Origin of the sequence: Nostoc sp. (assembly GCF_036917275.1) — a bacterium.
GTDB lineage: Bacteria > Cyanobacteriota > Cyanobacteriia > Cyanobacteriales > Nostocaceae > Nostoc.
Genome location: NZ_JBALDF010000072.1, coordinates 1 through 26615, shown reverse-complemented (window position 1 = coordinate 26615; position 26615 = coordinate 1). Strand labels below are relative to the sequence as shown.

General features: G+C 42.0%; 23 protein-coding genes and 2 pseudogenes. 13 read left to right on the top strand and 12 right to left on the bottom strand.

The annotated features are described in order from the left end of the window. The first annotated feature begins 55 nt into the window (after positions 1-55). Positions 56-1072 carry a glycoside hydrolase family 43 protein gene (locus V7K35_RS28575; RefSeq protein ID WP_335083732.1) on the top strand — a complete coding sequence of 339 codons (1017 nt, stop codon included), beginning with the start codon at positions 56-58 and terminating at the stop codon, positions 1070-1072. Here V7K35_RS28575 and V7K35_RS28570 read toward each other — a convergent pair. Next, a pseudogene (locus V7K35_RS28570) lies at positions 1069-1236 on the bottom strand (DUF4383 domain-containing protein); the annotation flags it as partial. The gene V7K35_RS28575 and the pseudogene V7K35_RS28570 overlap by 4 nt on opposite strands. A 933-nt stretch (positions 1237-2169) precedes the next feature. Here V7K35_RS28570 and glf point away from each other — a divergent pair. From glf to V7K35_RS29865, 4 genes and pseudogenes are all read left to right on the top strand, one after another. Continuing rightward, complete coding sequence (glf, locus tag V7K35_RS28565) at positions 2170-4605, top strand: UDP-galactopyranose mutase (protein ID WP_335083731.1); 2436 nt, start codon at positions 2170-2172, stop codon at positions 4603-4605. Positions 4606-4817: 212 nt separating this feature from the next. After that, positions 4818-7025: a family 1 glycosylhydrolase gene (locus V7K35_RS28560; protein WP_335083729.1), complete on the top strand. Its 2208-nt coding sequence runs from the start codon at positions 4818-4820 to the stop codon at positions 7023-7025. Positions 7026-7132: 107 nt separating this feature from the next. Beyond that, positions 7133-7247 (top strand): annotated as a pseudogene (locus V7K35_RS28555) (NAD-dependent epimerase/dehydratase family protein); the annotation flags it as partial. Positions 7248-7268: 21 nt separating this feature from the next. Beyond that, positions 7269-7454 (top strand): ATP-binding cassette domain-containing protein, encoded by a 186-nt coding sequence (locus V7K35_RS29865; protein ID WP_442939776.1) that lies wholly within the window; start codon positions 7269-7271, stop codon positions 7452-7454. A gap of 26 nt (positions 7455-7480) precedes the next feature. Here V7K35_RS29865 and V7K35_RS28550 read toward each other — a convergent pair whose 3' ends face one another. Next, entirely contained in the window at positions 7481-7765 is a 285-nt protein-coding gene (locus V7K35_RS28550; protein WP_335083727.1) for an ArsR/SmtB family transcription factor, read from the bottom strand. Between the two features lie 328 nt (positions 7766-8093). Here V7K35_RS28550 and V7K35_RS28545 point away from each other — a divergent pair, with 328 nt between their 5' ends. Together V7K35_RS28545 and V7K35_RS28540 are read left to right on the top strand one after the other, a co-directional pair. Continuing rightward, positions 8094-8942, top strand: a complete 849-nt coding sequence (locus tag V7K35_RS28545; RefSeq protein WP_335083725.1) for a CmcJ/NvfI family oxidoreductase — start codon at positions 8094-8096, stop codon at positions 8940-8942. Between the two features lie 544 nt (positions 8943-9486). Continuing rightward, positions 9487-10449: a TauD/TfdA dioxygenase family protein gene (locus V7K35_RS28540; RefSeq protein WP_335083723.1), complete on the top strand. Its 963-nt coding sequence runs from the start codon at positions 9487-9489 to the stop codon at positions 10447-10449. 147 nt (positions 10450-10596) lie between these two features. Here the strand turns inward: V7K35_RS28540 and V7K35_RS28535 are convergent, their stop codons facing one another. The 3 genes from V7K35_RS28535 to V7K35_RS28525 form a co-directional block, all read right to left on the bottom strand. Beyond that, complete coding sequence (locus V7K35_RS28535; protein WP_335083721.1) at positions 10597-11148, bottom strand: DUF2231 domain-containing protein; 552 nt, start codon at positions 11146-11148, stop codon at positions 10597-10599. Between the two features lie 34 nt (positions 11149-11182). Beyond that, positions 11183-11926: an LmeA family phospholipid-binding protein gene (locus V7K35_RS28530; RefSeq protein WP_335083719.1), complete on the bottom strand. Its 744-nt coding sequence runs from the start codon at positions 11924-11926 to the stop codon at positions 11183-11185. Between the two features lie 431 nt (positions 11927-12357). Continuing rightward, the gene (locus V7K35_RS28525) at positions 12358-12930 is read right to left on the bottom strand and encodes a Uma2 family endonuclease (protein ID WP_335083717.1); all 573 of its coding nucleotides are present in this window, start codon (positions 12928-12930) and stop codon (positions 12358-12360) included. 165 nt (positions 12931-13095) lie between these two features. Here V7K35_RS28525 and V7K35_RS28520 point away from each other — a divergent pair, with 165 nt between their 5' ends. From V7K35_RS28520 to V7K35_RS28505, 4 genes are all read left to right on the top strand, one after another. Further along, positions 13096-13662 (top strand): HD domain-containing protein, encoded by a 567-nt coding sequence (locus V7K35_RS28520; RefSeq protein ID WP_335083715.1) that lies wholly within the window; start codon positions 13096-13098, stop codon positions 13660-13662. A 578-nt stretch (positions 13663-14240) separates the two neighbouring features. After that, positions 14241-14777 carry a hypothetical protein gene (locus V7K35_RS28515; RefSeq protein ID WP_335083713.1) on the top strand — a complete coding sequence of 179 codons (537 nt, stop codon included), beginning with the start codon at positions 14241-14243 and terminating at the stop codon, positions 14775-14777. A 221-nt stretch (positions 14778-14998) separates the two neighbouring features. Continuing rightward, positions 14999-15835, top strand: a complete 837-nt coding sequence (locus V7K35_RS28510) for a CheR family methyltransferase (RefSeq protein ID WP_335083711.1) — start codon at positions 14999-15001, stop codon at positions 15833-15835. A 439-nt stretch (positions 15836-16274) separates the two neighbouring features. After that, a complete protein-coding gene (locus tag V7K35_RS28505) occupies positions 16275-17054 on the top strand; it encodes a hypothetical protein (protein WP_334793206.1) in 780 nt (259 codons plus the stop codon). A 94-nt stretch (positions 17055-17148) separates the two neighbouring features. Here the strand turns inward: V7K35_RS28505 and V7K35_RS28500 are convergent, their stop codons facing one another. From V7K35_RS28500 to V7K35_RS28475, 6 genes are all read right to left on the bottom strand, one after another. After that, positions 17149-17655, bottom strand: coding sequence for a DUF1993 domain-containing protein (locus V7K35_RS28500; protein WP_335083709.1), 507 nt, complete (start codon positions 17653-17655; stop codon positions 17149-17151). A gap of 243 nt (positions 17656-17898) precedes the next feature. Continuing rightward, positions 17899-18501 (bottom strand): cytochrome c oxidase subunit 3, encoded by a 603-nt coding sequence (locus tag V7K35_RS28495; RefSeq protein WP_335083707.1) that lies wholly within the window; start codon positions 18499-18501, stop codon positions 17899-17901. Positions 18502-18593: 92 nt separating this feature from the next. Then, positions 18594-20255 (bottom strand): cytochrome c oxidase subunit I, encoded by a 1662-nt coding sequence (gene ctaD, locus V7K35_RS28490; RefSeq protein ID WP_335083705.1) that lies wholly within the window; start codon positions 20253-20255, stop codon positions 18594-18596. 14 nt (positions 20256-20269) lie between these two features. Beyond that, a complete protein-coding gene (locus V7K35_RS28485) occupies positions 20270-21181 on the bottom strand; it encodes a cytochrome c oxidase subunit II (protein ID WP_335083703.1) in 912 nt (303 codons plus the stop codon). A 45-nt stretch (positions 21182-21226) separates the two neighbouring features. Continuing rightward, positions 21227-21844 (bottom strand): DUF2231 domain-containing protein, encoded by a 618-nt coding sequence (locus V7K35_RS28480; protein WP_334793201.1) that lies wholly within the window; start codon positions 21842-21844, stop codon positions 21227-21229. Further along, on the bottom strand, positions 21841-22341 hold the full coding sequence (locus V7K35_RS28475; protein WP_334793200.1) for a DUF2231 domain-containing protein: 501 nt from the start codon (positions 22339-22341) through the stop codon (positions 21841-21843). Before V7K35_RS28475 ends, V7K35_RS28480 begins: the two co-directional genes overlap by 4 nt. A gap of 837 nt (positions 22342-23178) precedes the next feature. Here V7K35_RS28475 and V7K35_RS28470 point away from each other — a divergent pair. Then, positions 23179-23751 carry a chemotaxis protein CheB gene (locus tag V7K35_RS28470; protein WP_335083701.1) on the top strand — a complete coding sequence of 191 codons (573 nt, stop codon included), beginning with the start codon at positions 23179-23181 and terminating at the stop codon, positions 23749-23751. Positions 23752-23755: 4 nt separating this feature from the next. Beyond that, positions 23756-25885, top strand: a complete 2130-nt coding sequence (locus tag V7K35_RS28465; protein WP_335083700.1) for a hybrid sensor histidine kinase/response regulator — start codon at positions 23756-23758, stop codon at positions 25883-25885. A 46-nt stretch (positions 25886-25931) separates the two neighbouring features. Here the strand turns inward: V7K35_RS28465 and V7K35_RS28460 are convergent, their stop codons facing one another. Then, on the bottom strand, positions 25932-26303 hold the full coding sequence (locus tag V7K35_RS28460; protein WP_335083698.1) for a DUF2237 family protein: 372 nt from the start codon (positions 26301-26303) through the stop codon (positions 25932-25934). Between the last annotated feature and the right edge of the window lie 312 nt (positions 26304-26615).

Here is a 26615-nt window from a genome sequence, read left to right as displayed (position 1 = left end):
CCGTATTAAGACCACTAGTAGAAGAAGGACTTTTGTCATTCTATAGATAATTAAGATGCAAACCTATATTAATCCAGTCTACAAAGGTTATTTTGCCGATCCTTTTGTTTGGCAACACGAAGGGGTATATTATGCAATCGGCACAGGCGCAGCAGAAGCAGAAGGAACGGTAGATGAAATACCGGATGCACCAAATATTAACTCGAATAACAAATCGCGTGTCTTTCCTCTGTTACGCTCTTTCGACTTTGTGAATTGGGATTATGTTGGTAACGCACTACAACGGCCAGACTCCGCCCTTGGCGATAATTTCTGGGCCCCCGAAGTTGCTTACTACGATCGCCAGTTTTATCTCTACTATTCTGTGGGACATGAAGACAAGAATCATCAGTTACGTGTGGCTACAAGCGATACTCCGTTAGGGCCTTATCAAGATGTTGGTGAGCCACTTGTAGATCCAAAATCTTGTCCTTTTGCGATCGATCCGCACCCCTTCCAGGATGACGATGGACAATGGTATTTGTTTTACGCCCGTGACTTTCTGGATACATCGGATGGAGTGCGTGCTGGCACAGCGTTGTTTGTAGATCGTCTCCAAACCATGACTAAGCTTGCTGGTGAAGGGAAAGTGGTTTTACGTGCGCGATCCGATTGGCAACGGTTTTTAGCCAACCGTTTAATGTACGGTGAAATTTATGATTGGCATACTTTAGAAGGCCCTTGCGTTCGTAAGCATAAAGGTAAATACTACTGCTTTTATAGTGGTGGACGCTGGGAAACTGAGAACTACGGCGTAGATTATGGAATTGCTGACAACGTGATGGGGCCTTACTCTGATGCAGGTAACGAAACTGGGCCACGGGTGCTAAAGTCTGTTCCTAATTTTGTTAGAGGACCGGGACATAACTCTATCGTTATTGGGCCAGATCGTAAGAGTGAGTATGTTGTCTATCATGCTTGGACACAAAACATGGATATGCGGCAAATCTGCTTAGATATGCTGATCTGGAAACCAGAAGAACCATGTTGCAATGGCCCTACCTGGACACCGCAGACTATCAGCAACGATTAAAGATTTTGCGATACATTAACACCGCTCACTTTAGCTGGTATAAGAATGCCATAGTAGCCAGCTGCGATCGCTGCTAATGCATTAAGCAAAACATTAGCGCCGAACAATGGCATTAAGCCGAAAAATGTCTTACTCAAAGGCAACAATCCGATGAGCGCCAGCAAGGCTTAGAGGTGTGACTGATTTGGGTTTAAAGCTTTTTTTTGCATTTAAATTAAGATTAAGTTTGAGTTTTTATACCTAATATAAGCTTATAATTAATTGAACAAATTAAATCTTTCAGAGTAAAAAGCTTCCAGCATTACCTACCTATTTATTTGAAAACTCTGAGATAGAAAAACGCGATCGCTTCTAATGATGGAGCGATCGCGTGAGGTTTATAAATTGAATTACAACCAATGTTACACACAGCCGAAAGGCTCTTAACCTACCCAAGGTTGAGAGAACAGATATATCATCAGGGTGAAAATTATAATACTTGTTTCTAATAAACCAACAATAAAACAAATTACTTCATTTACTATCGCTTATAAAATAATTGTTACAGCAATATGTATTCAACGTAACAAACTAATATATTTTTTATAAAAAAGAATACTGTTAAATACTTAAAAATTAATCAATTTATATATACTATTAGGGTAAAATATTTAATATGAATAAAAAAGTCAGGTAATAAATAAGCTGATTTTATTAATTTTAATATTAATCATAATTGTTTTAATGATCTTATGTACGAAACCGAACAGACAAGCATAAATATACTTATATAAATTATAAGTATCAAAAAACACCTTACATGAATTAGTACTTAGTTTTAAATTTTAGATATTCATAAAAATATAGTGCTTAGGACTTAATAAAAAAACTAACTTTATATTTATTTGGGTAGATGAAAAAATTAGATATAAAACAGTACTTTCTTATTAATACAACCAAGTATTGATTATACCGATTCGATATTGAAAAGCAGCAAAATATGTTGCAAGCTTTTGCATGAAAGTAAGCTTGGTGCTGCCTTACAAAGAATGCCTTACAAAGAAAAGGTATTAGCGTTTAGCTAGTCAAAATTAATAATTTAAATAATGAGACGAACTATGACAAGTGAAAAATCTCAAGTCAAAAACAACGGTGTCAGCAATGTTATTTCGCCGAAGCAGCGTAAAACAAAGCGATCGCAGTTAGCCCAAACGCAATCATTGAGTTCGTCACAGTTGAATTTAACTTCGTCTAACAAAAAAGTTCAATCAACAGAAGCCTTTAAAGACACACCTGATATAGTTTGCTTATCTCATTTGCGTTGGAATTTCGTCTATCAAAGACCACAACATCTTCTTAGTCGCTGCGCCCACGGAAAGCGAGTGTTCTTTATTGAGGAGCCAATTTTCTCTGAAGAACCCTTGGCAAACTTAGATGTAAACGAAGATTCTAATGGAGTAGTTGTGGTTGTGCCACACCTGCCACAAGGTTTAAGTGAAGAAGCAATAAATGCAGATTTACAAGTATTAATAGATAGTTTGTTTGCAGAGCATAATATCAAGAAGTACATTTGTTGGTATTACACACCAATGGCGATCGCGTTTACCCGCCACTTGCAACCCCAAGCTGTAGTGTATGATTGCATGGATGAATTGTCTGCATTCCAAGGAGCATCACCTACTTTAAAGAATTACGAAGCCGAATTATTCAGCCGTGCAGACTTAGTATTTACAGGTGGACAAAGCCTTTACGAAAGTAAGGTGAACCAGCACCCCAACGTTTATGCCTTTCCTAGCAGTGTAGATGTCGCCCACTTTGGACAGGCGAGAAATATTCCAGAACCAGAAGATCAAGCTCATATTCCTCATCCTCGTCTTGGTTTCTTTGGCGTAATTGATGAACGGATGGATATTGAACTGCTTGCTGGAATTGCCGAAGCACGTCCCGACTGGCATTTAGTAATTATTGGGCCAGTTGTCAAAATCGATCCCGCAACTCTGCCACAGCATGAAAATATTCATTATCTCGGTGGCAGAGATTATAAACAACTACCTGCCTATTTAGCAGGCTGGGATTTAGCAATGTTGCCGTTTGCGCGTAACGAGTCAACACGCTTTATTAGCCCCACCAAAACCCCAGAATATCTTGCCGCAGGTATACCTGTAGTATCTACCTCAATTCGAGATGTAGTGCGTCCTTATGGAGAGTCGAAACTGGTGCGAATTGCAGATACAGTTTCTGAGTTCGTTACTGCCGCAGAACAAGCAATGCAAGAAGACACCCCAGCCTCAGAATGGTTGAGTCGAGTAGATGTCTTTTTAGAAAAGATTTCTTGGGATCGGACTTGGGCATCAATGATGAAGCTGATTGACTCTGCGATCGCAGCCCGTGATGGTGAAGACAAAGCTAACTCCACAGGTGCGGCTGGTAAACAAGCACCAAATATCATTACTAGAGATTTTGTCTTCGATTACTTGGTTGTCGGCGCTGGTTTTTCTGGTAGCGTCATTGCAGAACGTTTGGCAACTCAAGGTAAAAAAGTGCTGGTTGTAGACAAGCGCAACCACATAGGCGGCAATGCCTACGATCATTACAACGATGATGGCATTCTTGTACACAAATACGGCCCCCACATCTTTCACACCAATTCCCGCGAAGTCTTTGAATACCTCTCACGCTTTACTCAGTGGCGGTCTTACGAACATCGTGTCCTTGCCAGTGTAGACGGGCAACTTGTTCCGATTCCAATCAACCTCGACACCATCAACAAGCTGTATGGGATGAATCTCAATTCATTTGAGGTGGAAGAGTTTTATAAATCCCTTGCTGAACCAGTAGAAAATATCCGCACTAGTGAAGATGTGGTGGTAAGCAAAGTTGGTCGAGTACTGTATGAAAAGTTTTTCCGAAATTATACGCGCAAACAATGGGGACTCGACCCATCGGAACTTGATAAATCAGTAATTGCCAGAATTCCCACACGAACCAATCGTGACGATCGCTATTTTACCGATAGTTACCAGGCAATGCCACTGCATGGCTTTACCCGGATGTTCGACAATATGCTCAATCATCCGAACATCAAGGTAATGCTCAACACTGATTATCAAGAAATCCAAAAAGCTATACCTTGCCGCGAGATGGTTTACTCCGGGCCGGTTGACGAATACTTTGATTATCGCTACGGCAAACTACCATACCGCTCCCTTGATTTCAAACATGAGACGCATAACACGACTGTGTTTCAAAAAGCGCCAGTAATTAACTATCCCAATGAACAGCTTTATACTCGTGTGACAGAGTTTAAATACTTAACTGGTCAGGAACACTCGAAAACGAGTATTGTTTACGAGTTTCCCAAAGCCGAGGGAGATCCTTATTATCCCGTACCGCGTCCTGAGAATCAGGAAATTTACAAGAAATACAAGGTGCTGGCTGATGAAACTCCAGGAATCTATTTTGTCGGACGATTAGCGACCTACAAGTACTACAACATGGATCAATGTGTTGCTCAGGCTTTGTCTGTTTATAAGCAAATCGCGGTTAAGGCTTAAGTAATTCGTAATTCACGCCGAATTACCTCCCTTAATCCCCCCGATGTATTGGGGGGAAACCGGAAATCTAGTTCCCTCCCCTTTATAAGGGGAGGGTTAGGGTGGGGTAAAATCTTGGTTAATCAAACCGTCCGCAACGCACTGGCTCCCCTACAAAACTACAAAACTCAAAAAGAACGCATCAAATAAAATATCAGCTTGAGTTGTAAATTATGGCTTCTGCTTTCAACTCGACACTTAACAGCAACAAAGCACAACTTCCCCTAGAAGTTTGGGCTGGTATCGAGTGTACGGTTAATCGTGTGGGTGAAGAGTATTTCGATCAGTTAGAACGCAATGGTCATGCAACTCGCTTAGACGATCTAGATTTATTCGCTGAACTTGGCATACACGCCATCCGCTATCCAATACTTTGGGAGCGAATAGCACCTAACGGTTTGGAGAATGCTGATTGGTCGTGGGCGGATGAACGGCTGGGGCGCTTGCGCGAACTCGGCATCTGTCCAATTGTGGGATTAGTGCATCATGGCAGTGGGCCGCGTGATACCAGCTTGGTAGATCCAGAATTTCCTGAAAAACTAGCGGTGTTTGCTCGTGCGGTTGCAAAACGCTATCCTTGGGTTACACATTACACACCCATCAACGAGCCACTGACAACAGCACGATTTAGTGGGATGTATGGTCACTGGTATCCTCACGGACGGGACGATTTAACTTTTGCCCGTGCTTTGTTAGGAGAGTGTAAAGCGATCGCTCTTTCGATGCAAGCAATTCGGGAAGTCAACCCCAATGCTCAACTGGTACAAACTGAGGATTTGGGTAAAACTTATAGTACATCGAGATTAGTATATCAAGCAGAATTTGAAAACGAGCGTCGTTGGTTGAGTCTTGATTTATTGTGTGGTTTAGTTTCCCCAACTCGTCCTATGTGGGGTTACTTGCGCGACTGTGGGATCAGCGAGGCTGAACTTGAGACATTTTTACAAAATACCTGTCCGCCTGACATCATCGGCATTAACCATTATGTGACCAGCGATCGCTTCTTGGATGAAAACACAGAAAATTATCCAGCTTGGACACATGGCGGTAATGGGCAGGACAAGTATGCAGATGTAGATGCGGTGCGAGTTTGTTCTGAGGGTTTGGCAGGGCCACGTTCATTGCTACTAGAAGCATGGGAACGCTACAATCTGCCACTTGCTGTGACTGAAGTACACGTTAACTGTACTCGTGAGGAACAACTACGTTGGCTTTATGAGGTGTGGAATGCGGCACAGGAAGTACGACATGAGGGTGTGGATGTCCGTGCTATCACTGTATGGTCGCTTCTGGGTACTTACGATTGGAATAGCTTAGTAACTCGTTGGGTAGGTTACTACGAGTCAGGCGTATTTGATTTGCGCTCATCACGTCCCAGACAAACAGCGATCGCTAAAATGGTACAGGATTTAGCCACTGGGCATAAACCCAATCATCCACTACTTGATACACCAGGATGGTGGCATCGACAAGAGCGCCTATTATACCCAGCAGTCAGTTGTGGCGTATCTTTCCCATATCCCCCGTTTTCCTCCCCTACTTCCAACCGTCCCCTGGCGATCGTGGGAGCCACAGGAACACTAGGCAAGGCTTTTGCTCGGTTGTGTGAAGTGCGAGGAATTTCATATCGCCTGCTAAGACGGCAAGATATGGACATTGCCAATCCTGCTTCCGTCAATAAAGTACTTACCGAGTTGCAACCGTGGGCAGTTGTGAATGCTGCGGGATACGTGCGGGTGGACGATGCAGAACGCGAACCCGATATTTGTTTAAAGGTAAACGCTGAAGGGGCAGCGATTTTAGCTGCTGCTTGCGCTCAACATCATGTGGGGCTGCTAACTTTCTCTTCAGATTTGGTATTCGATGGTGCTGAGTCTAATCCTTATGTCGAAACTGATACCGTTGCGCCCCTCAATATATATGGATGCAGCAAAGTTTTGGCAGAAAAGCTGGTATTGCAGGCTCATCCGGCATCACTAGTGATTCGCACCAGCGCATTTTTCGGCCCGTGGGATGATTACAACTTTGTCACGATCGCTCTACGTCAACTTAGTGCTGGTAATACTTTTGTCGCAGCCGAAGATGCGATCGTTTCCCCCACATACATACCCGATCTTGTCCATACCGGCCTTGATTTATTAATTGATGGCGAAAAAGGTTTGTGGCATTTGGCTAATAAAAGTGCGATCGCTTGGTCTGACTTAGCCCGATTAGCAGCTAAAAAAGCAGGTGTAAGTGTCAGCAATCTAGTTGCTTGTCCTACACAAGAACTTGGTTGGATTGCTACTCGCCCAGCTTACAGCGTTCTTGGTAGTGATCGCGGTGAATTAATGCCACACCTTGACAGTGCAATTTCTCGCTACTTGGAAGAAAGAAATTAGTAGTCTAGCTGGCAATCTAATTTTAAGGGGAGCAGGGGAGGCAGAATTAAATTATTGATTAATTCCCAATACCCCATGCGCCATTCGCAATTTCCCATCGCAAAATTATGTCAACTATTTTAGTAACGGGAGGAGCCGGATACATTGGCTCCCATGCTATATTAGCTCTGAAAAATGCAGGTTTATGAAGTAATCGTTTTAGATAATCTGTCGAACGGACATTGAGAACTTGTAGAAGAAGTTTTGCAGGTAAAATTGATTGTTGGAGAAGATGTTAGCTTTACTGTGAACCCAAAAGAAAAGTTTGTAATTATTGGGTCATCGGGTTGTAAAAAGAGTAGCCTTCTAAAAGCGATCGCTGGTTTTCAGCCTATCAAATCTATGTCAATAGCAATACACTCAATTGTCCTTGAGCACAACCAAAGTTAAGAGCCAATATTGGTATACAATACTATTCATCTAATAAGACTATTTAAACTCTCTAAAGTACTATTGAGAACAGCACGATCAATTGAGTAGTATCTTGTTTGCCCTTTTTTGTAATTCTTTGCCAAACCTGCTTCCGTCAAAACTTTCAAGTGGTGACAAGAAAGAGATAAGCTAATACCCAGCTGCTCGGCAATTTCTGAACAGCTGATTTCGTCAGTATTCAACAGTAAATCTACTAGGCGCAGGCGTGTTGCATCTGAAAGAGCCGTGAAGATTTTAGCGCGGCTTTCGTAATTTATTTTCTCAATCATCCCCATATCATAGCAGGATTTGGCATTCTACTCAAATAGTCAAACAATCATTTGACTATTTTGTAAAAATTCTGTTATGTTAGTTACTGCAATGGTTAAATAAGTATTTAACTATAATTATCTAGTACTGAAGATTCCTGACGAGATACGACGTTAACAAATATCAACAGCTACTTTAAGTTCTACTTTTACAACATGCCTCAGCTATTTTGTAAGTTTGCTGACGCCGTTAAATGTAATTGCGATCAATTGCTGGATATTGAGCGTGAATTGCACTCCAACTCGACGGGATCTTATCTGTCTGAACTTCTGAACAAGGATGTAAGCAATGAGCACAGACAATCGTTTTTTCTCTGACCTAAAACAAGTTGAGGCAGAACTGACCTACCTCACCCCGATGGCAGAAAAGCCTTTCATCTATGCCTACGAACCCCCAGTAGGGGTTCCCCGCTCCAACGGAAAGTACGAGACACACAAAGTGCCAATCCATAATGCACGGGAAATTTCAGATAAAGTATCCTTAGAGCGCCAAGGCTTCGACTTTGCTGCACATGAAAGTAAAGTCACTGATTTCTATGATGAAGATGAGATCCGCAACGTCTATTATCCTGAAGCCAAGCAATTATTGAAAGAGGTGACAGGTGCAACTGAAGTACTAATATTCGATCACACTCTTCGTAACGCTCAACGTTCGCAGTCGGGCGAGAACGAAATCAGGGAACCCGTCAAGCGCGTACATAATGACTTTACAGCCAAATCTGGCTATACTCGTGCACGCAAGGTATTGGCAGAGCAGGGGATAGATAATATTGATCAAGTCGTGCAAAAAAGGTTTGCATTGATTAACATTTGGCGACCTATTGCACCAGTCCAGGAGTCACCATTGGCAGTGTGCGACGCTCTGAGTATCGTACCTACAGACCTTATAGCTACTGATCTTTTGTACCCCAATTACGCTGGCGAAACTTACGCAATAACCTATAACCCATCACATCAATGGTTTTATTTTCCACAAATGCAACAAGACGAAGCGCTATTTATTAAGTGCTTTGACTCCAAAGAAGATGGACGGGCCAGGTTTGCCGGTCATACTGGGTTTGATGACCCCACTAGCCCAGCGGATGCTCCACCTCGTCAGAGCATTGAGTTAAGGACAATAGTTTTCTACCCCGAATAGATTCATCAGATAATGACACCAATGGTCGATCTTTTTAGCTGCGTTTGAGTCTTTATCCAAATTGCACTAAATAAAAGCCCAAAGGCTTGTGTCACCTTGTTCCCAGAGGGCTGCTGCCTCTAGTCAAGTCCCTGACTGGTTAAAAGCCTACAAGCTCCTAACCAGTCAGAGCAAGGGCTGTATCTAAACTTACTGGTATTCGTCTTTATCCTAAATGTGACCGCACACAGGACAGACATAAAGGCGGTTTTTTGATAGCATCTTTTGACGATGCAGGTATCAGAGCTAATACCCGCATCGTCACAAAATGCCTCAAATTATTTGTGGGACAGAACCATTTTATTTCTGGGCATTTATGAGCCTCTGTTGTTCCGGCAGTCTAAAAATACAATAATTAATACTACGGTAAATATATCAAGATATAGTACGATGCTTTAAGATGCGATCGCTTCCTTTAGAATTTTGCTTGCACTTGATAGCAAAATTCCAAAAGAAACAGACGAGTGCAAACACCATCCTATGGATCAAACTCTGGAGAATCTACATGGGCTACAAACATATCGAAGTCAAACAAGTAGCTGGTTTCATCGGTGCCGAAATCAGTAACGTAGACCTTTCCCATCCTCTGAATGATGATCAAGTCAAAGAAATTCGTAAAGCACTATTGAAGTGGAAAGTTGTGTTCTTTCGTGGACAAAACATTGATCATGCTGCCCAAGTTGAATTCACATCTCGTTTCGGTGAAGTGACTTTCGCCCATCCACTCGGAGAGCCTGAACCAGTTCCGGGATTTCCGCAACTTAAACCCGTAGACCGGAGGCTCTATGAGAAGCAGTATGGTTTTCGCACTGGAGGCCCCTGGCACACAGACGTAACAGCCGCTATCAACCCGCCAGCAGCGTCAATTTTGCGTGCGGTTAATGTCCCTAGCTTTGGTGGTGACACCCAGTGGAGTAATTTAGTTGCAGCTTATGAGGGTCTGTCAGCACCTCTACGGGCGCTAGCAGACACATTGAAAGCTGAACATCGCTTTAATGGGAGTGGGTATCTGCCTCGCAACAGCAAGTTCGCCGAGCGTATTGCTGTCAATCCACTAGTCTCAATCCACCCAGTAGTAAGGGTTCATCCTGAGACTGGTGAGCGTGCGTTGTTCATTAACCCTGGCTTCACCTCACACATTGTTGATGTGTCATCACAAGAGAGCAAGCTGCTGCTTGAGTTGTTCTTTAACCAAATCACTAAGCCTGCTTACACCACCCGTTTCCGTTGGAACAACGGTGATATTGCCTTCTGGGACAACCGTGCCACCGTGCATTTGGCTCCTCAAGATTTAGATCATTTGGATGTCGAGCGTCTCCTATATCGCACCACCATCACTGGCGATGTTCCAGTTGGGGTTGATGGTTTCCGCTCAGAAGTGGTTCAAGGTGAGGCGTTCAGTTCAGAAGTACCAACCGTCTTCAAGCAAAAAGCCCAGAAGTTGGAAACACAATCAGTGCTTTCATAATTTACAAACTACTAAACTGGGCTGCTTGTATCTGACGCAGCCCAGTATAAAATTAGAGCAGATAACTACTTAAGTAAATCTAATTACCATTAGAGTAGGGAACTTCCAAATAAAAAAATATCCCATTACTTAAAGACAAGGAAGAGTTTACGGATATCTTCTGCTACCTGCACCCACAACACCGATTTTGTGGCGATAGGAAAGTTCGGCACCGAACCAACCGGAAATACTAACTAGCGTACCGACAATCAGCGAGAGAACCAGTCCCCAAGGTAGTATTCGGGATTCAGCGTCGCCCAAGCGCAGGAGGAAGTTGACTAGACTTAAAACTATTAGAGAAACGTTAAGTATTAAATGCGCCCAACCTGCGCTGCGCTTGCGAACTCGTTCAATTCTAAAAAAGTCACTGAGGCCGATCGCTGATGCAAGGACACCTCCGGCTAATCCTAGTCCGATTAACCATAGTGAAGCTTTAGCCCAGAAGAAATCACTAGTTAACCAGTAGCCGATGTCGCTTCCCAAGGCGGCGGCTAAAAAGGCGATGGGAAAGGTCACACTCAGAGGATGTAGAGGATGTCCTGCGATCGCAACTGTGCTGGGTACGCCGCTATCAAGATACTCACTGTCGTTACTTTCAATAACTGGTGGAATATTTGGGAAAGGTGTTGAACTTGTTTGGGTTGTTTCTGTAGTTTCCATTATTTATTAGTATCCTGAATTTATTAGCGTTCTATTATTGCTCAGAAGGGATTTGTTCAATATAAGCTTCAGCTTGTAGAGTTAGTTTACCTAATTCTACTTTTAATTGTTTAACTTGCAAGCTTATTCCTTCTAAATCAAAGTTACTCAAATTTAAAAGTTCACTAGTTTGATCTACCAAAGCTTTTGTCAACTCTGGCGATATTTCCTCAGTTTTGCCATATTCGACATTTTCGAGAGAAACAGTTTTTCCATTAGCGCTAATCTGGGGAACTGCGGAAAAAGCAACTTGCTGATTTTCACCTGTTTCTACCAATTTGATAGTGGCATTTATTGCTACTTTCCCATCACCGAGTAGTTGAAAATCTACATGTTGAGGCTGAATAGTTGTCAATTGCCCATTAACATGGATTTTTTGACTTTGCAGTTGCGATCGCACATATTCTGAGTTGAAGGCGCGATTAATATCAACCTCGGTTAATACAACTTCTGCCTTAGCTTCAGTAGGTTTAGTGAGTTCAATTTTGCCAAAAGCCACACTCAAAGGATTAATGGCAACATTAGTCATCTGCATTTTCAAGTCTTCCATGCGAAGGTCTTTCTGCATTACCAAACCTTCACCTTCTATCGTGACTGCATCCACCTCTCCCTGAACTAGTTTCAGTGGATCTGTTTTGATATTTACATCTAAATTTTCTACTTCATCTAATTGGCTAGATAATCCTATTTCTACCGCTTTATTTAGCGCCTGCTCTCCTAATCCAGGACTGTCTGCCATTATTAAATTAGCTCCTGCTTTAAATAGTATTTTCTGTAATTACTTTAAAATAATTAACATCAAACTTTTATCTATCTGACGGTGGAATCTAGATTTTAATGCTGTCTATCTAAAAGGATAATTATATTATTTATAATCAAAAACTTTGCTTTTATATACAGAGTTTTTTAGGCGTAGATATAGAACGTTTGATTATCCGATATCACTCAAAAGAAAGATTGAATATATAGAACTTAATAGTTATATTGTTTATTTTGCTAAAATCTATTTAATAAAAAAATTTGCAAAAGATAAAATCATATTTTTCTTTGGCGCGGCACATCATTATATCAAGTGGGTAGGCGTAGCCAGCACTTCTCTACAAGACGCTGCGCGTAGCTTGCTTTCACGAAGTGGTACGACAAGCTCAGTGACCACCGCAGGCATAGCTTTTACAATAATTTTTTCAAAGGTAACATAAACCCCGGCACAACATCTTCACCGCTTAATATTGCTGTAGCCGGATATTGAGTTATTGATCCATCCTGGCGATAAACTAAAGCTTGTTGATTGTTTCTATCAATTAACCATCCTAATTTAACACCATTAGCAATATATTCTTCCATCTTAGCTTTGAGTTTTGCCAAACTATCATTTTTAGAACGAATTTCAATTACAAAGTCGGGTGCTAAATTAATAAATTTGTCTTCTTCATCCCAACCTTCTGGTAAACGTCCTTTAGCTACAAAAGCAGCATCAGGTGCTCTGACAGCAGTATTTGCTAATCTAAAACCAGTACTTGGCCCAAAAACTTCACCTAAATCCTGACTTTCTACCCAATTCAATAAATAGGCTCCGGCTTTTATTTCTCGATTACCAGAAATTCCACCAGTTGGGGGCATAGTTTCTAATGTTCCATTAGCATTACGTTCAAACCGCAATTCTGGGTTTTGCAAACTCATCAGCATTAATTCTTCATCAGTGACAGTATACAAAGACTGCACCGTTATTTTTTCGCTGGTCATGATGATTTCATAGCAAGCTTGATAGATATCTCAATTTTAAGCTGAGATTCAATTACTTCTATACTCCTCTCCTGTGCATTCTCTGTGTTTGGAGCGGTTTGTTATAAAATTGACATTAGCAGCAGTGCAATATCTGATTATAAGCTGTTTTATTCTTTCAAAACAATGCTCTCAGAACGTTTTACCGCAGCCCTCACCTACGCTACCCAACTGCACGCTAACCAAGTTCGTAAAGGTTCAGGTGTTCCCTACGTTGCCCATTTATTAGGTGTCACCAGTATTGCTTTAGAATACGGAGCAAATGAAGATGAAGCGATCGCAGCCCTCTTACACGATGCGATCGAAGACCAAGGTGGGGCCGCAACACGGGAAGAAATTCGCCGCCGCTTTGGTAACAATGTAACGGCAATTGTAGATGCTTGTACTGACGCTGATACAACTCCAAAACCCCCTTGGCGACAGCGCAAGGAGGCATACATTGCTCATATTCCTACCGCTTCTCCATCAGTACTACTCGTGTCATTAGCAGATAAACTTTACAACGCCCAGTCTATTCTCAAAGATTATCGCGTTTTGGGCGAATCAGTTTGGGAACGTTTTCAGGGGGGTAAAGAAGGTACTCTTTGGTATTATCGGGCGCTTGTGGATGCCTTCAGGAAGACTGGAACCACTATAATTATTGAGGAATTAGAACGCGTCGTTGCAGAAATTGAGGTATTAGCATCTAAATAAAGAATTTATTTACCAGAAGTAGATAAAAGATTCATAGGGAACTAGACAAATAGCTTTTTTACCTTGAACAGCAAGAAGGCTCATAGTGTCAGTAGGTAGGCGGGAAAATTTATAAACATCTCATTACGTTGGCGTAAGCCTTCCTGTAGGGTACGGAACAAAGTGAAGTGAAGCAATCACAAAGGCTTCAATTTTTTTGCATTTCATTATATAGTTAGGTTTATTTGTACCTACTCATCTGAAAAACCAGTGTTGAGATGAAATTGCGAGTCAAGAGTTTGGTCTCAACCAAATTCGAGTCAAACGATAACTTATAAAGACTACAATGACCAGACGAACAAAATATTTGTCTAAAAGCCAAAATCATCGGGACGTAAAAAATCTATGATGATAGAGGTAATTTCTAATGAATTGGAAAGCTAACACTATACCGTAAGGTCAGTATAAGTAATTTACAGACATAATATAGTCATGTCTCTCACGAACAAATTTTCGCTTTTAGGTTCTTTCTCTAGATAAAAAATCTTTCTCTCGGTAGATAGGTGTACTTACATTATTATGGCTGCTATGTTACCAATATGACAATAATAAGACAAAACGCTTTAAATACAACTGTAAGTCCTTCAGTAAGTCCTCCAGAAACATTGGCAGAAAAGTATCTTGAAGCAGAGCGGATGCACGATGTTCAGCTTTTACTGCAAAACTTGATCAACAGTGAAGAAGCCACTGTGAAACTAATTCTGGATTGTCTGTATGACGTTGGTTCAGTCAATTTGATTAATCAAAAGCTTGGCTTGAAACCTCTAAACAGGGTAATGAAATTAATTGCCCGAATGTCCAAACCACTTTTCAAAACCTTGGCTCTAAATTGGTTTAAGAAAAACTGTCCCCAACTGATTACTAATTGGCTACACACGCAAGTTACTTTTGAAAAGACCCGAAATAGACCCCAAAAAGTAGCTGTTGAAGTTGCAGAACTTCAACCATATCCGATACCACATACAGAAAATATGAGCCAAGAAATTAAAAATCTGCGCCAGCAAGTCCGATGGCTAGTTGGAATTTCAATAATAGCGATCGCTGTTTTAGGAGTAACAGCCGCTAGGTTAAACTGAAACTCATAGCTACCATTGGGAGCAAATTTAATAGATCCAGCAAGCTATTTTAGGTGTAAAATTCACTTCGGTTATGAAAACCCTACCAGCCCAGAATGTGAATGATTTATGCTCCATGAGGTTTTTTGGGAAACAGTTGTTTTGCTAACTTCAAGCAACTTAACTCGTTGTATTACCAGTATATTTAAATAGCTGGTTCAGCATATAGGCTAATTCGTACTATGGCTTTGCCCAAACCTACTTTGGAGGACATCGAAATACATCTGCTTTTGGAAGGGATGTATCAGTACTACGGTTATGACTTCCGCGATTATGCTCTTTCCTCACTTAAGCGCCGCATTCACAGCTTCATGGAAGTAGAAGGTTTACCTAATATTTCTGCCTTGCAAGAGCGATTACTTCACAACCGTACTTATTTGGAACGGTTTTTGCTTGGTCTGACGGTGAATGTAACATCAATGTTTCGTGATCCCAGCTTTTATAACACATTCAGAAATCAAGTTATCCCCTTCTTGCAAACCTATCCATTTATTCGGATTTGGCACGCTGGATGCTCGACTGGTGAAGAAGTCTATTCAATGGCAATTCTACTGCAAGAAGAAGGACTTTATCACCGTTGCCGCATATATGCCACTGATACTAATGAGAAGGTATTACAAAGTGCAAAAAGTGGTATTTTTTCCCTAAAACTGATGCAGGAATATACCCAACTTTACCTGAAAGCAGGCGGTAAGAAGTCATTTTCAGAATATTATACAGCAGCTTATGATAACGCTATTTTCCGAGCATCATTAAGAGAAAATATTGTCTTTGCCCAACATAATTTAGCAACTGACAGTTCTTTTAATGAGTTTAATGTCATCCTTTGTCGTAACGTTCTCATCTATTTTAATCAGGTACTTCAAAAGCGGGTACACGAACTATTTTATAATAGCCTTTGCACCTTTGGCATCTTGGGTTTAGGAAAACAAGAATCCATCAGGTTTACCTCTTATGAACACCACTATGAAGAGATAGTCAAAGGGGATAAACTATATAAGAAAATAGCTGGTGCTTAAAATCCAGGCTGTTTAAACCACTAGAGAAACGTGATTTTATGTGAGTTCAACAAACATCTCCCTGCCTTGAACTTTAGTTCAAGTCTGGACAGTCTTTGCGTAGTAAAATCTCTTAGAGGATGTTTGAAAAGTATTATTGCTATAGCAATCCCAAATCATTTGTGAAAATTATATATCTTTTTCTTCTTTCTTCTCTTTGCGTCCAAGCGTTCTTCTTTATGAGACGCTACGCGTTGGTGTTGGCGGAGTCTCTCTAAGAGTTGGCTGTTTACGGCACGCTGGGGCGATAGCGTAGCGTTAGCGAGTCATCGAGCGTCATAGCCCGTCGTAGCATCGCTGTCAAAAGACAGTCTGTCAAACATTTTTAATTGTGTTCAGAAGATAGACTTAGCGATCGCTTAAGGTAAATTACACATTAGAGTCTTAAAGGAGATTGTCGATGCAACTTCTCGAATGTCCTCCTGTTGCAGTCATTGCTGGAGAAAATGCAGTTCACGTTTCTCAACTACCTTCGATATGGCAAGAGATTGCTAGAGGAACCACGAGTGTCGGACTTTCCCATCCCCAAAGCTATGTTGAGATGGCACAGTTGTTCCTATACAAATTAGAGCATGGTGATGTTGACTTGTTTAGCGATCGCCCCCAACTGGCTCACTTGATACCCTCATTTTCCCAGCTATTTGCACAACTAGCATGGGAAACCCTTGACTTTTTTGGGCAAGACTTTCTCAAACACAGCTATCCAAATTTTGCAGAAATTCTCCGTGATGTGGAATCAAAAGGGACAAAGTATGCTGATGAAGTAAAAGTGGCTCGCATTGGTATAGATTTATTCAACGAGTTTGGTTATGAACTACCTGCCAGCTTCTATCATGTGCATCTAGCACCAATTTACCGCGATCATGTTTTTGAAGAACGCGCCTTACGGTTTGATCAGCGCGATATTGAACACAAACGTGCTTGGGATGCCATACTCCATGCAGGTAAGGTGTTTGCTATCCAGATGAAGGTGCAAAGTATTGCTTCCAAATACGGTTTTACTTATCAACACGGCTGCGGTTGTAACTCTCACCTATCTTCCATTGATGTATCTCATGGGGCGTTTGAATATGAATTAAGTCCTGAAAAGCGTCAGCGATGGATTCGGAGTTTCATCTGGACTGCTTGGTATGAGTATGCCTTCTTTGCGATCGTGCCAAATACGAGTTATTTAGTTTGAAAAAGAAGTAGACTGGATTGGGAAAATAGATAAAGCGAATTAAATCAGCATTCAGGCAAATCGAGAAAGCAATTTGCCTGAATGCTTTTTAATTTTAAGGCTGACCAAGAAAGTCTTGTTTACCAAGTTCTACACCGCAGTGCCTAAGAATGTCATATGCTGTTGTGACATGGAAATAAAGGTTTGGTAAAACAAAATATAGGAGAAATTGCATTCCTTGAAAATCAAGACTGTTGCTACCTATTTTAAGGGTAATTGTTCTCTCCTCTGAACCGTCAATCTGCTCAGGTTTAAATGTATTTAAATGAGAGATAGTTTGATTAATGCGGTCAATAAGTTGAGGAAATGTAGTTTCATTGTCCTCAAACTGAGGTGGTTCTGTCCCTGCTAGTCGTGCTGCACCTCTATTTACTATGTCAGAGGCAATTTGCACTTGTTTTGATAATGGAAACATATCTGGGGATAAACGACTATTGATCAACACAGAAGGATCTATTTTTTTAGTTTCAGCGTATGTAGCACCTTTTTCCAGAATACTTACAAGGTTATTCAGTGTGCGAATAGACACGGGTATTGAAGCTTGGTACATTGAAATGGTCATTGATTATTTATCCTGAAAAAGTTTAATGAAAGGCACAAACAAAAGCATGACTAAAGTCATAGTTCAAGCATACACAATATAAAAATTTCAGTAAGTCATTTTTTATGTGTAGATTAATCGGCTACCTTGGTAATCTCATCAGATTAGATGAGTTGCTGAGAATCAAAGATACATACAGATTCATCTGTGTGTATCTTTGATTCTAAATATCTTTAGACCGTATTCTCACCAGAAGTCTAATGTTTACTGCCAAACATAGATAAGGACAAACAAAATAATCCAGATGACATCGACGAAGTGCCAAAACAACGAAGTTGCGTTGACGCCGTAGTGACCTGTGTCGTAGTTGCCAGGAATGAAAGAACGTACCAAAATTATCAACTGCAACAGAATACCTGTGAAAACGTGTAAACCGTGGAAACCTGTTAATAAGTAAAACGTCCCACCAAATACCCCGGAGGTGAAGCCAAACTCTAGGTGGCTCCATTCGATCGCTTGTCCAGCCAAAAAGTAAGTTCCCATCGCCATTGTTGCCAAGAGAAACAGGCGAAATTTCACTAAGTCATGGCGTTGAAGGGCGCGTTCGGCGAAGTAAATCACGAAGCTACTGGCAACAAGAATTACTGTGTTAATTGTCGGATCTTTTACTTCTAGCCCAGAAACACCAGTTGGTAGCCAGTTAGGAGTTGTTGTTTTGTAGATGATATATCCGGCGAAAAAACTCAAGAAAATGACGCTTTCTGAGAGGAGGAAGACGATGAAGCCAAACATTTTGTTGCCTTCTTCGTCGTGGGTATGTTCTGCGATTGTGTGGTGCGATTCAGGGGTATTTATATAAGTGTCCATTTTGGTTTTAGTTTGAGGGGAATTTGAAACGCAAAGGAACACAAAGGGAAGCGCAGAGGGACGCGGAGGGTTTTTGCGTCTTCCCCTTGGGATTATTCTGGGAGGTTGGCTGTTAAGGGTTCTGATTTGCCGTAGCCGTAGGGTTCGGAGATGATGATGGGGATTTCTTCAAAGTTTTCTACTGGGGGGGGTGAAGAAACTAACCACTCTAGTCCGATTGCTCGCCAAGGATTATTGGGTGCTTTCTCGCCTTGCATCCAAGAAATCACCATGTTGAAAATGAAAGGTAAGGTGGATATTCCTAATAGAAATCCGCCCAGGCTAGCGATGACATTCCAGAATTGATACTCTGGGGCGTAGGAAGCAACTCGGCGTAACATTCCTTGCAATCCTAAGGGGTGCATGGGCAAAAAGTTGAGGTTGGTGCCGATGAAAGCTAACCAGAAGTGGATTTTACCCCAGCTTTCGGAGTACATCCGCCCAGTCATCTTGGGGAACCAGTGGTAGATGGCAGCATACAAGCCCATCGTCACGGTACCGTAGAGGACGTAATGGAAGTGTCCTACCACAAAGTAGGTATTGTTAACGTGGACATCAACTGGCACGGAGGAAAGCATAATGCCTGTGATGCCGGCGAAGACAAACATTACTAACGCACCTAGAGCGAACAGCATTGGTGTGTGCAGTCGCAGTTTACCTCCCCAGATGGTCGCCACCCAAGCAAATACTTTAATACCAGTGGGTACAGACACGCACATTGTTGTCATCATGAAAATCAACCGCATCAAGCCTGAGGTACCGCTGACGTACATATGATGTACCCAAACAATACCGCTGACTAGTGCAATCAAGATGGATGAAATGGCAACTACTTTGTAACCAAATAGAGGTTTACGTGAATAAACCGGGAAGATTTCTGAGAAAATCGCAAACACAGGCAAAATAATCACGTAAACAGCGGGGTGGGAGTAGAACCAGAAGTAATGCTGAAACATTACTGGATTCCCACCTTTGGCTGGGTCAAAAAAGCTAGTGCCAACTGTAAGGTCGAGTAGCAGCATTACTGCCCCCGCCGTCAATGCAGGTAGTCCGAATAGTTGGATAATCTGGGCGCTAAATACTCCCCAGACAAACAAGGGCATCCGAAAGAAGCCCATTCCTGGGGCCCGCATCTTGACGATTGTGGTAACAAAGTTTACTGCCCCCATAATTGAGGATACGCCGGATATTGCCACCGCTAAGAGCCAGATAACTTGACCATTAATTAAGTTACCCGTAGGATTTTGGAGACTGACGGGCGGGTAAGACCACCAACCAGCTTGGGCTGGGCCACCAGGGACGAAGAAACTACCCATCATCAAAATCCCAACTACTGGTACCATCCAAAAGGCAAGGGCGTTGAGGCGGGGAAATGCCATATCTCGCGCCCCAATCATCAGGGGCACTAAATAATTAGCAAAACCAACCAGTGAGGGAAATGTCCACAAAAACAGCATCACAGTGCCGTGCATGGTAAACATGCCGTTGTAGACAGTGCGATCTACTAAATCTGATTCGGGTGTTAGCAGTTCTCCCCGCATCACCATCGCAAAAATACCGCCGACGAGAAAGAAAAAGAATGAGGTAACGAGATACTGGATACCAATTACTTTATGGTCAGTACTAAAGCTGAAGTATTCTTTCCAGTTACTTGGAGATTCGTGGTTAGGCTTTTCATTAGGGAAAATGATGCCTTCAATAGGAACATTAGTCATCGGTTACTTTCCTTTCAACCAGGTGAATTGACTAGAGGAGGTGCAGCAGGTGGAACTGTGATCCAACCAGTTTGGACTGATTGATTGGATGTTTGAGCATACTCAGAAGCTGCCTGATTATTTGCTAGGGATGGCTTTTGGGTTGCAGCTTGGGCCAGCCACTGCTGATAATCTTCAGGAGATTCGACGACTACATTCGCCTGCATCGTCGCAAAGTATGTGCCACTGTATTGGGAATCGGTCAATCGGTATTGACCAGGGCGGATAGGAGTAAATTCAAAGTCGAGCGGATGGTTGGGAATAATATCCTGCTTGAGGCGAAATGCAGGTATATAGAAGCCGTGGAGAACGTCTTGCGATCGCAGCGCTAAACGCACCCGGCGATCGCTCGGTAAATGCAATTCGGTACTGGTAATATCTCTCTCTGGGTAATGAAAAACCCACGCCCACTGTTTGGCTAGTACGTCGATTTTCTCAACGGGTTGTGCTAAAGCGTTAGCTGATACATCTTTTGCTGCTACTGCCAATGGATTATGCAGGTGAACTAATTCTGATGGGCCTTGAATCCCCATTTGCTCATAGACTTGGTAGCTGTAGCCCGCAATCCAAAACACTAAAAGAATTGGGATCGCTGTCCAGACAACTTCTAAGGTGACATTGCCATGAATTGAGGGGCCGTCGGTGAAATCATCTTTGACTGCCCGATGGAAGATAACAGAATACATCAGAGTACTTGTCACTCCCAAAAAGATGAAGGCACCGAGGGTTACTAAGAAGCTAATCAAATCATCAATTAATTGAGATTCGGCTGCTGCTTGGGGAGGAAGCCAAAAGTAAGCCTGCTTGCCGATCCAGAGACTACTAACAGTCACTGCGATCGCGCCTGTAAGCAGCGTCAAAATATTTAAAATCTTCTGGATTTTCATGGTCTTTGGTTATTGAGCATGGGCAAATGACTAATGACTAACAACTCATTTGAGCGTTGTGTTGAGGTCTTGGCCTAATCGCAGCAAACTATCTGCTGTATTGTGTATGCCAAATTCGGTAGCCATTTGCGCCCCTAATGTGCCGTGGACGTACATAATCAACATGATTGCTATACCTGCGAACAGATAGATCCATTGCACTTCTCTATCTGTCTGTTTATATTCTTGTTTGCCCCAAACGAAGCGTTGCCATCCTCTCCAGATGGTCATACCAACAATCAGCGCTAATAACAACACACCACCCACACCATGCCAAAGCATAGTTTCCATTGCCTGCAATCCCCAGGCACTTTTCATATCAGCTGGTGGTGTTGCCAACAGCATTTCGTAAAAGCCTGCTCCCACCGTGAAAAATGTAATGATGCTGGCAGCTAGCATGTTGTACCAGCCAACATCAAATAAGTTGTCACGTTCCACAGTAATTGCCAAAAATTTGAAGACCCATTTTTGGAAGGGGAACAGAACACCAACGATATCAAAGGTCATCCCAATAATGAACAAACCTATGGTCAGATGAACTAAGTTGGGATGAATGGGAATTGTGTAAGGTAATCCGTTTGCGCCTAGAGAGCCGCTCAATTGGTCAATCAATTCTGAGTTCATCGCAACAGACCATCCTTTAATGCTTCCACAACTGGCACTGTATGCAATCCATACACCCAAACAAGTTCATCTCCGAGATATACCTGCAAGCCAACTATCAAAGTCAAAATTAGTCCGGCTCCCAGATAATAAATTGGTACTTTTTGCGGGTTACGGGCACGAATTACATAGCGCCAAGCTGTAATCGCCGTGATTATTCCTGAAAGCGACCAACCAATCAGTGTATGCAAATTCAGTACTGATTTAGCTAGGCTGTAAGGTTGTGCTAAACCCGCTTCAAACTGACCAAAAATGATTGCAACGAAGATGGCGATCGTTGCAACTAACATATTCCACCAACTCACCTCAAAAAGACTGGCTTTCCCAGTAAAATAGCCAATTACGTCAAAGAAAAAGGAAAACAACACCATCGCTATTACGAAGTGGACAACGATGGGATGAATCGTATCTGGATAGGGTAAATTGTGGTCGTTCAAAGATGTCAAATATTCAAGCATTGTCTTCTCCTGGACATATCTACCGCACTTTGGTCAATCAATTTTGGGTAATGGAATTGCCAATTTTGGATTACCGATAGCACAGCCTCAACTCTTGGAAAGGCTATACCAAAGAGTTATCGAGCGTCTTTTAGATTTATTCCGCACCTGACGGAGCATAAACTAGAAGACCCTAATCCAAAATCTAAAACCGTTCGACTGAGCAAAGCCGAAGTCCAAAATCTAAAATCTAAAACCGCTAATCAAACTTCAATGATTGATGGATATTCACTAATATCACCACAAGTATCCATCCATAAATGACCAAAATATGTTCAATATGTGCGCGGTGCGATACGCTTAATCATATCTTAGCTTTTTGTAAACAAATCTAGTAAACTTGCCTACGACGAATAACTTTTTTGTGATTAATTTCCTCATGCTAATAGTCTGCAACAGCAATTTTTGATGTAGCTAAACCAAATCGCTGTCGTTTGTTGATTTGCTTAACTTATCTTTTAGCTTAAGTAAATTTTTATGAATTGTCAAAACAATAATAATTAAAGTTTTAAATGTTAGTTATTTACCAAAAAAGTTTTCCATAATGTATCGACTTTGGCATTAAATAATATTTAAAAAAGCCTATTCGTAATATTTTTCTGTGAAGTATTTCACAATGATAAAATTTTTAATTGTAATGCAAATAGCAAAAACATATAATTTTGAGTAGTTGGTATAAAAGCGAATCAAGGTAAGTTAGTAGCTGTAGTGGAACTGGAGAATGCTAAAAGGATTTTATGAGCCATCAAATCACACTAAGATTGAAACCCACATTCTACAGGTGTGAGGACTAAACAAGTGTCGTTTAAAATTGTGGTAATTGGTACTTCTTTGGGCGGATTATCAGCATTAAAAATTATCCTGGGGAACTTACCAGCAGACTTCCTAGTGCCGATCGCGATCGTGCAACACCGTCACAAGGAGTCTAACAACACACTCCAGGAGTTATTACAAGAATCTAGTTCGTTGCCGATTCGAGAAGTGGAAGACAAAAACGAAATACTACCAGGACATATTTACCTAGCTCCAGCAGATTATCACTTGCTGGTTGAACTAGATCACTTTGCTCTTTCGACTGATGAGCCTGTTTCCTATGCCAGACCATCTATCGATGTGCTGTTTGAGTCAGCAGCCGATGTCTACACGCAGCAAGTTATTGGTGTAATATTGACAGGGGCAAATCAAGATGGTATGCAAGGTCTTAAGAAAATAAAAGCGCGGGGAGGACTTACTATTGTACAAGAACCTACCACAGCGGAGAGCGACGTTATGCCAGAAGCAGCAATTTCTGCTGTTGCAGTAGACTGGATTTTGACACTCTCAGACATTGCTTCTCAAATGGTCAAGCTTTGTCACTCTATACGGAAATAAACCCATGCAGATGGAACCCAAAGTAAACATCCTCCTAGTGGATGATAAACTAGAAAATTTGCTGGCACTAGAGGCAATCCTAGAAAAACTGGGAGAGAATCTTGTGAGAGCTACTTCTGGGGAAGAAGCTTTGAGGTGTCTGCTAAATCAAGACTATGCGGTAATTTTGCTAGATGTGCAAATGCCAGGGATGGATGGTTTTGAAACTGCTACCTTGATTCGCAATCGGGGGCGATCGCGTCACACTCCAATTATTTTTCTTACCGCCTTTAGCAGCAGCGACCAAATGCTGTTTAAAGGCTATGCCTTGGGTGCAGTTGATTATTTGCTCAAACCGTTAGACCCGAATATTTTGACTTCTAAAGTCACAGCGTTCGTAGAACTATTTAAGAAAACAGAAGCCGTCAAGCAACAAGCAGCGCAGCTGGTAGCTGTGAATGCCGAACTTAGGCAAAGTGAAGAACGATTGCGATCGCTGAGTACCTGTTCACCCGTTGGCATTTTTGAAATTGATACTGAAGGAGGCTGTAGGTATACTAATCCTCGCTATCAGACAATTTGTGGCTTGAAAGCGGCAGAGAGTTTAGAAAAGAGATGGCTAGAATCTGTTTATCCAGAAGATAGAGAACGAGCCGTTACCAGTTGGTCTGACTACATTCGTGAAGGTCGTAACTATTCTGAAGAGTTTCGCTTTCAAACTGCTCAAGGCATCGTCCGTTGGGTACAGGTTCGCTCATCACCGATGCTTTCCGGTCAAGGAGAATTGCTAGGATATGTAGGCACTCTCGAAGATATTACTGAAGGCAAGCAAGCAGAAGAAGTCCGCGCTCAAGTAATTCGAGAACAGACGGCAAGACAGGAAGCAGAAGCAGCAAATCGGATGAAAGATGAGTTTCTCGCCGTTCTCTCTCACGAACTCCGTACACCCCTAACCTCGATGCTGGGTTGGTCAAAAATCCTCCGCTCTAAAAAACTTGATGAAAAAGCCACTTCCCGCGCCTTAGAGGCAATTGAACGTAATGCGATGTCTCAGATGCAACTAATTGAGGATATTTTAGATGTATCCCGGATTATCCGTGGTCAGTTGCGATTAAATGTATCTGCTGTGAATCTGATTTCAGTGATGGAGGCAGCCCTAGAGGCAGTGCGTCCCTTAGCAGAAGTAAAAGATATTAAGTTAAATACTGTCCTCGATACTTCGGTAGGCTCAGTTTATGGCGATCCAGCCCGGTTACAGCAAGTTGTCTGGAACTTACTAACTAATGCTATTAAGTTTACCCCTAAGGGTGGCAGGGTAGAAGTTAGGCTATCTGCCTATTTTGGATCTTTGATTTCAGATTTTGGATTGGGATCTGATGGTGAAAATTTAGACTCTTCAAACAATGATGAAAGCAGTAATCCAGAATCCAAAATTCAAAATTCAAAATCTCAGTACGCCCAAATTCAAGTTATCGATACGGGGATTGGCATCAGTTCGGAGTTTTTACCCAAAGTATTTGAGCGTTTCCGGCAAGCAGACAGCACCACAACCCGATCGCATAATGGACTAGGACTAGGACTAGCGATCGTCCGTCATCTAGTGGAGTTGCATAAAGGTACAATCTTTGCCCAAAGTCCAGGCATAGGAGAAGGAGCAACCTTTACTGTAAGACTGCCACTGCTACAAAACAATAGGGCTAATAGGGTAAATAGAGAAGCCACAGGAGAAATTTCTTCCCCTGTGGCTTCTGTGCCCTTGGCTGGATTAAGAGTTTTAGTTGTAGATGATCAAGCAGATACCCGTAACTTTCTCAGTTTTATGTTTGAGGAGTATGGGGCGATCGCCACTGCCGTAGCATCAGTTGATGAAGCGCTAACAGTAATTGAACAAGCAAAAGCAGATATCTTGATTAGCGATATTGGCATGTCAGAGCAAGATGGTTATACGCTGATTCGGAAACTGCGCTCTTTAGAACCAGAAAAAGGTGGACGGATCCCGGCGATCGCTTTAACAGCGTACACGCGAGAGGAAGACCGCTTAGAAGCGCTAAAAGCAGGGTTTCAGCAGCATTTATCTAAGCCAATTGACCCAATTAAATTGATTGCTATGGTTGTCAATGTATTGAAACTACCTTTGGAAGTTCCAGTGAGTTGATTTTGAACTGGGGAGTTAGGAGTACTGAGTACGATGGAATGCCCAATCAAGAAGAAGTTAGGGCATGTTTTTTCAGTTCATCTAGGGAAACCATTTCTAAAGCTCTAGCATGGGTTGCAGAGAGGATGACGGGTGGAGCAACGCCAGCTTCGAGAGCTTCTTGCCAGCGAGAAGCACACAAACACCAGCGATCGCCAGGCTTCAGTCCAGGAAAATTAGAATCAGGAACAGGTGTGCTCAGGTCGTTCCCCCGCGATTTGGTGAACTCCAGAAATTCGGATGTCACTTCAGCACATACGACGTGCGACCCGAAATCTTGACCACTTGTGCGACAAAAACCGTCGCGGTAAAACCCGGTCACGGGAGAAGTGCAGCAGACATCTAGGTTTCCACCGATTACGTTTTTAGCTTCTGTCATCGTTAATTCGTTGCACTTGATTTTTCACTTCGATATAAGCTTATCTTGACACTTTCCTAGTTGAATTAAAATCGCTATCTCTGATTAATTCGGAAAAGCAGGGAATTCTAGAATCACTACTCATACATATAGAGAGCTTCGGCGTATCCTGACCTTGTTGCTTACCTTTAAATAAGTAAAGCTGATAGAACCTATCAGCTTTACAAAAGCAAGATAATTAATTAAAAATTGTAAAGCAGTGTAAAGTAGTTACACAGGCAAAAACAAAACCGTCTGATTCATAAATAACTAACCGCACTTATAAAACAATGA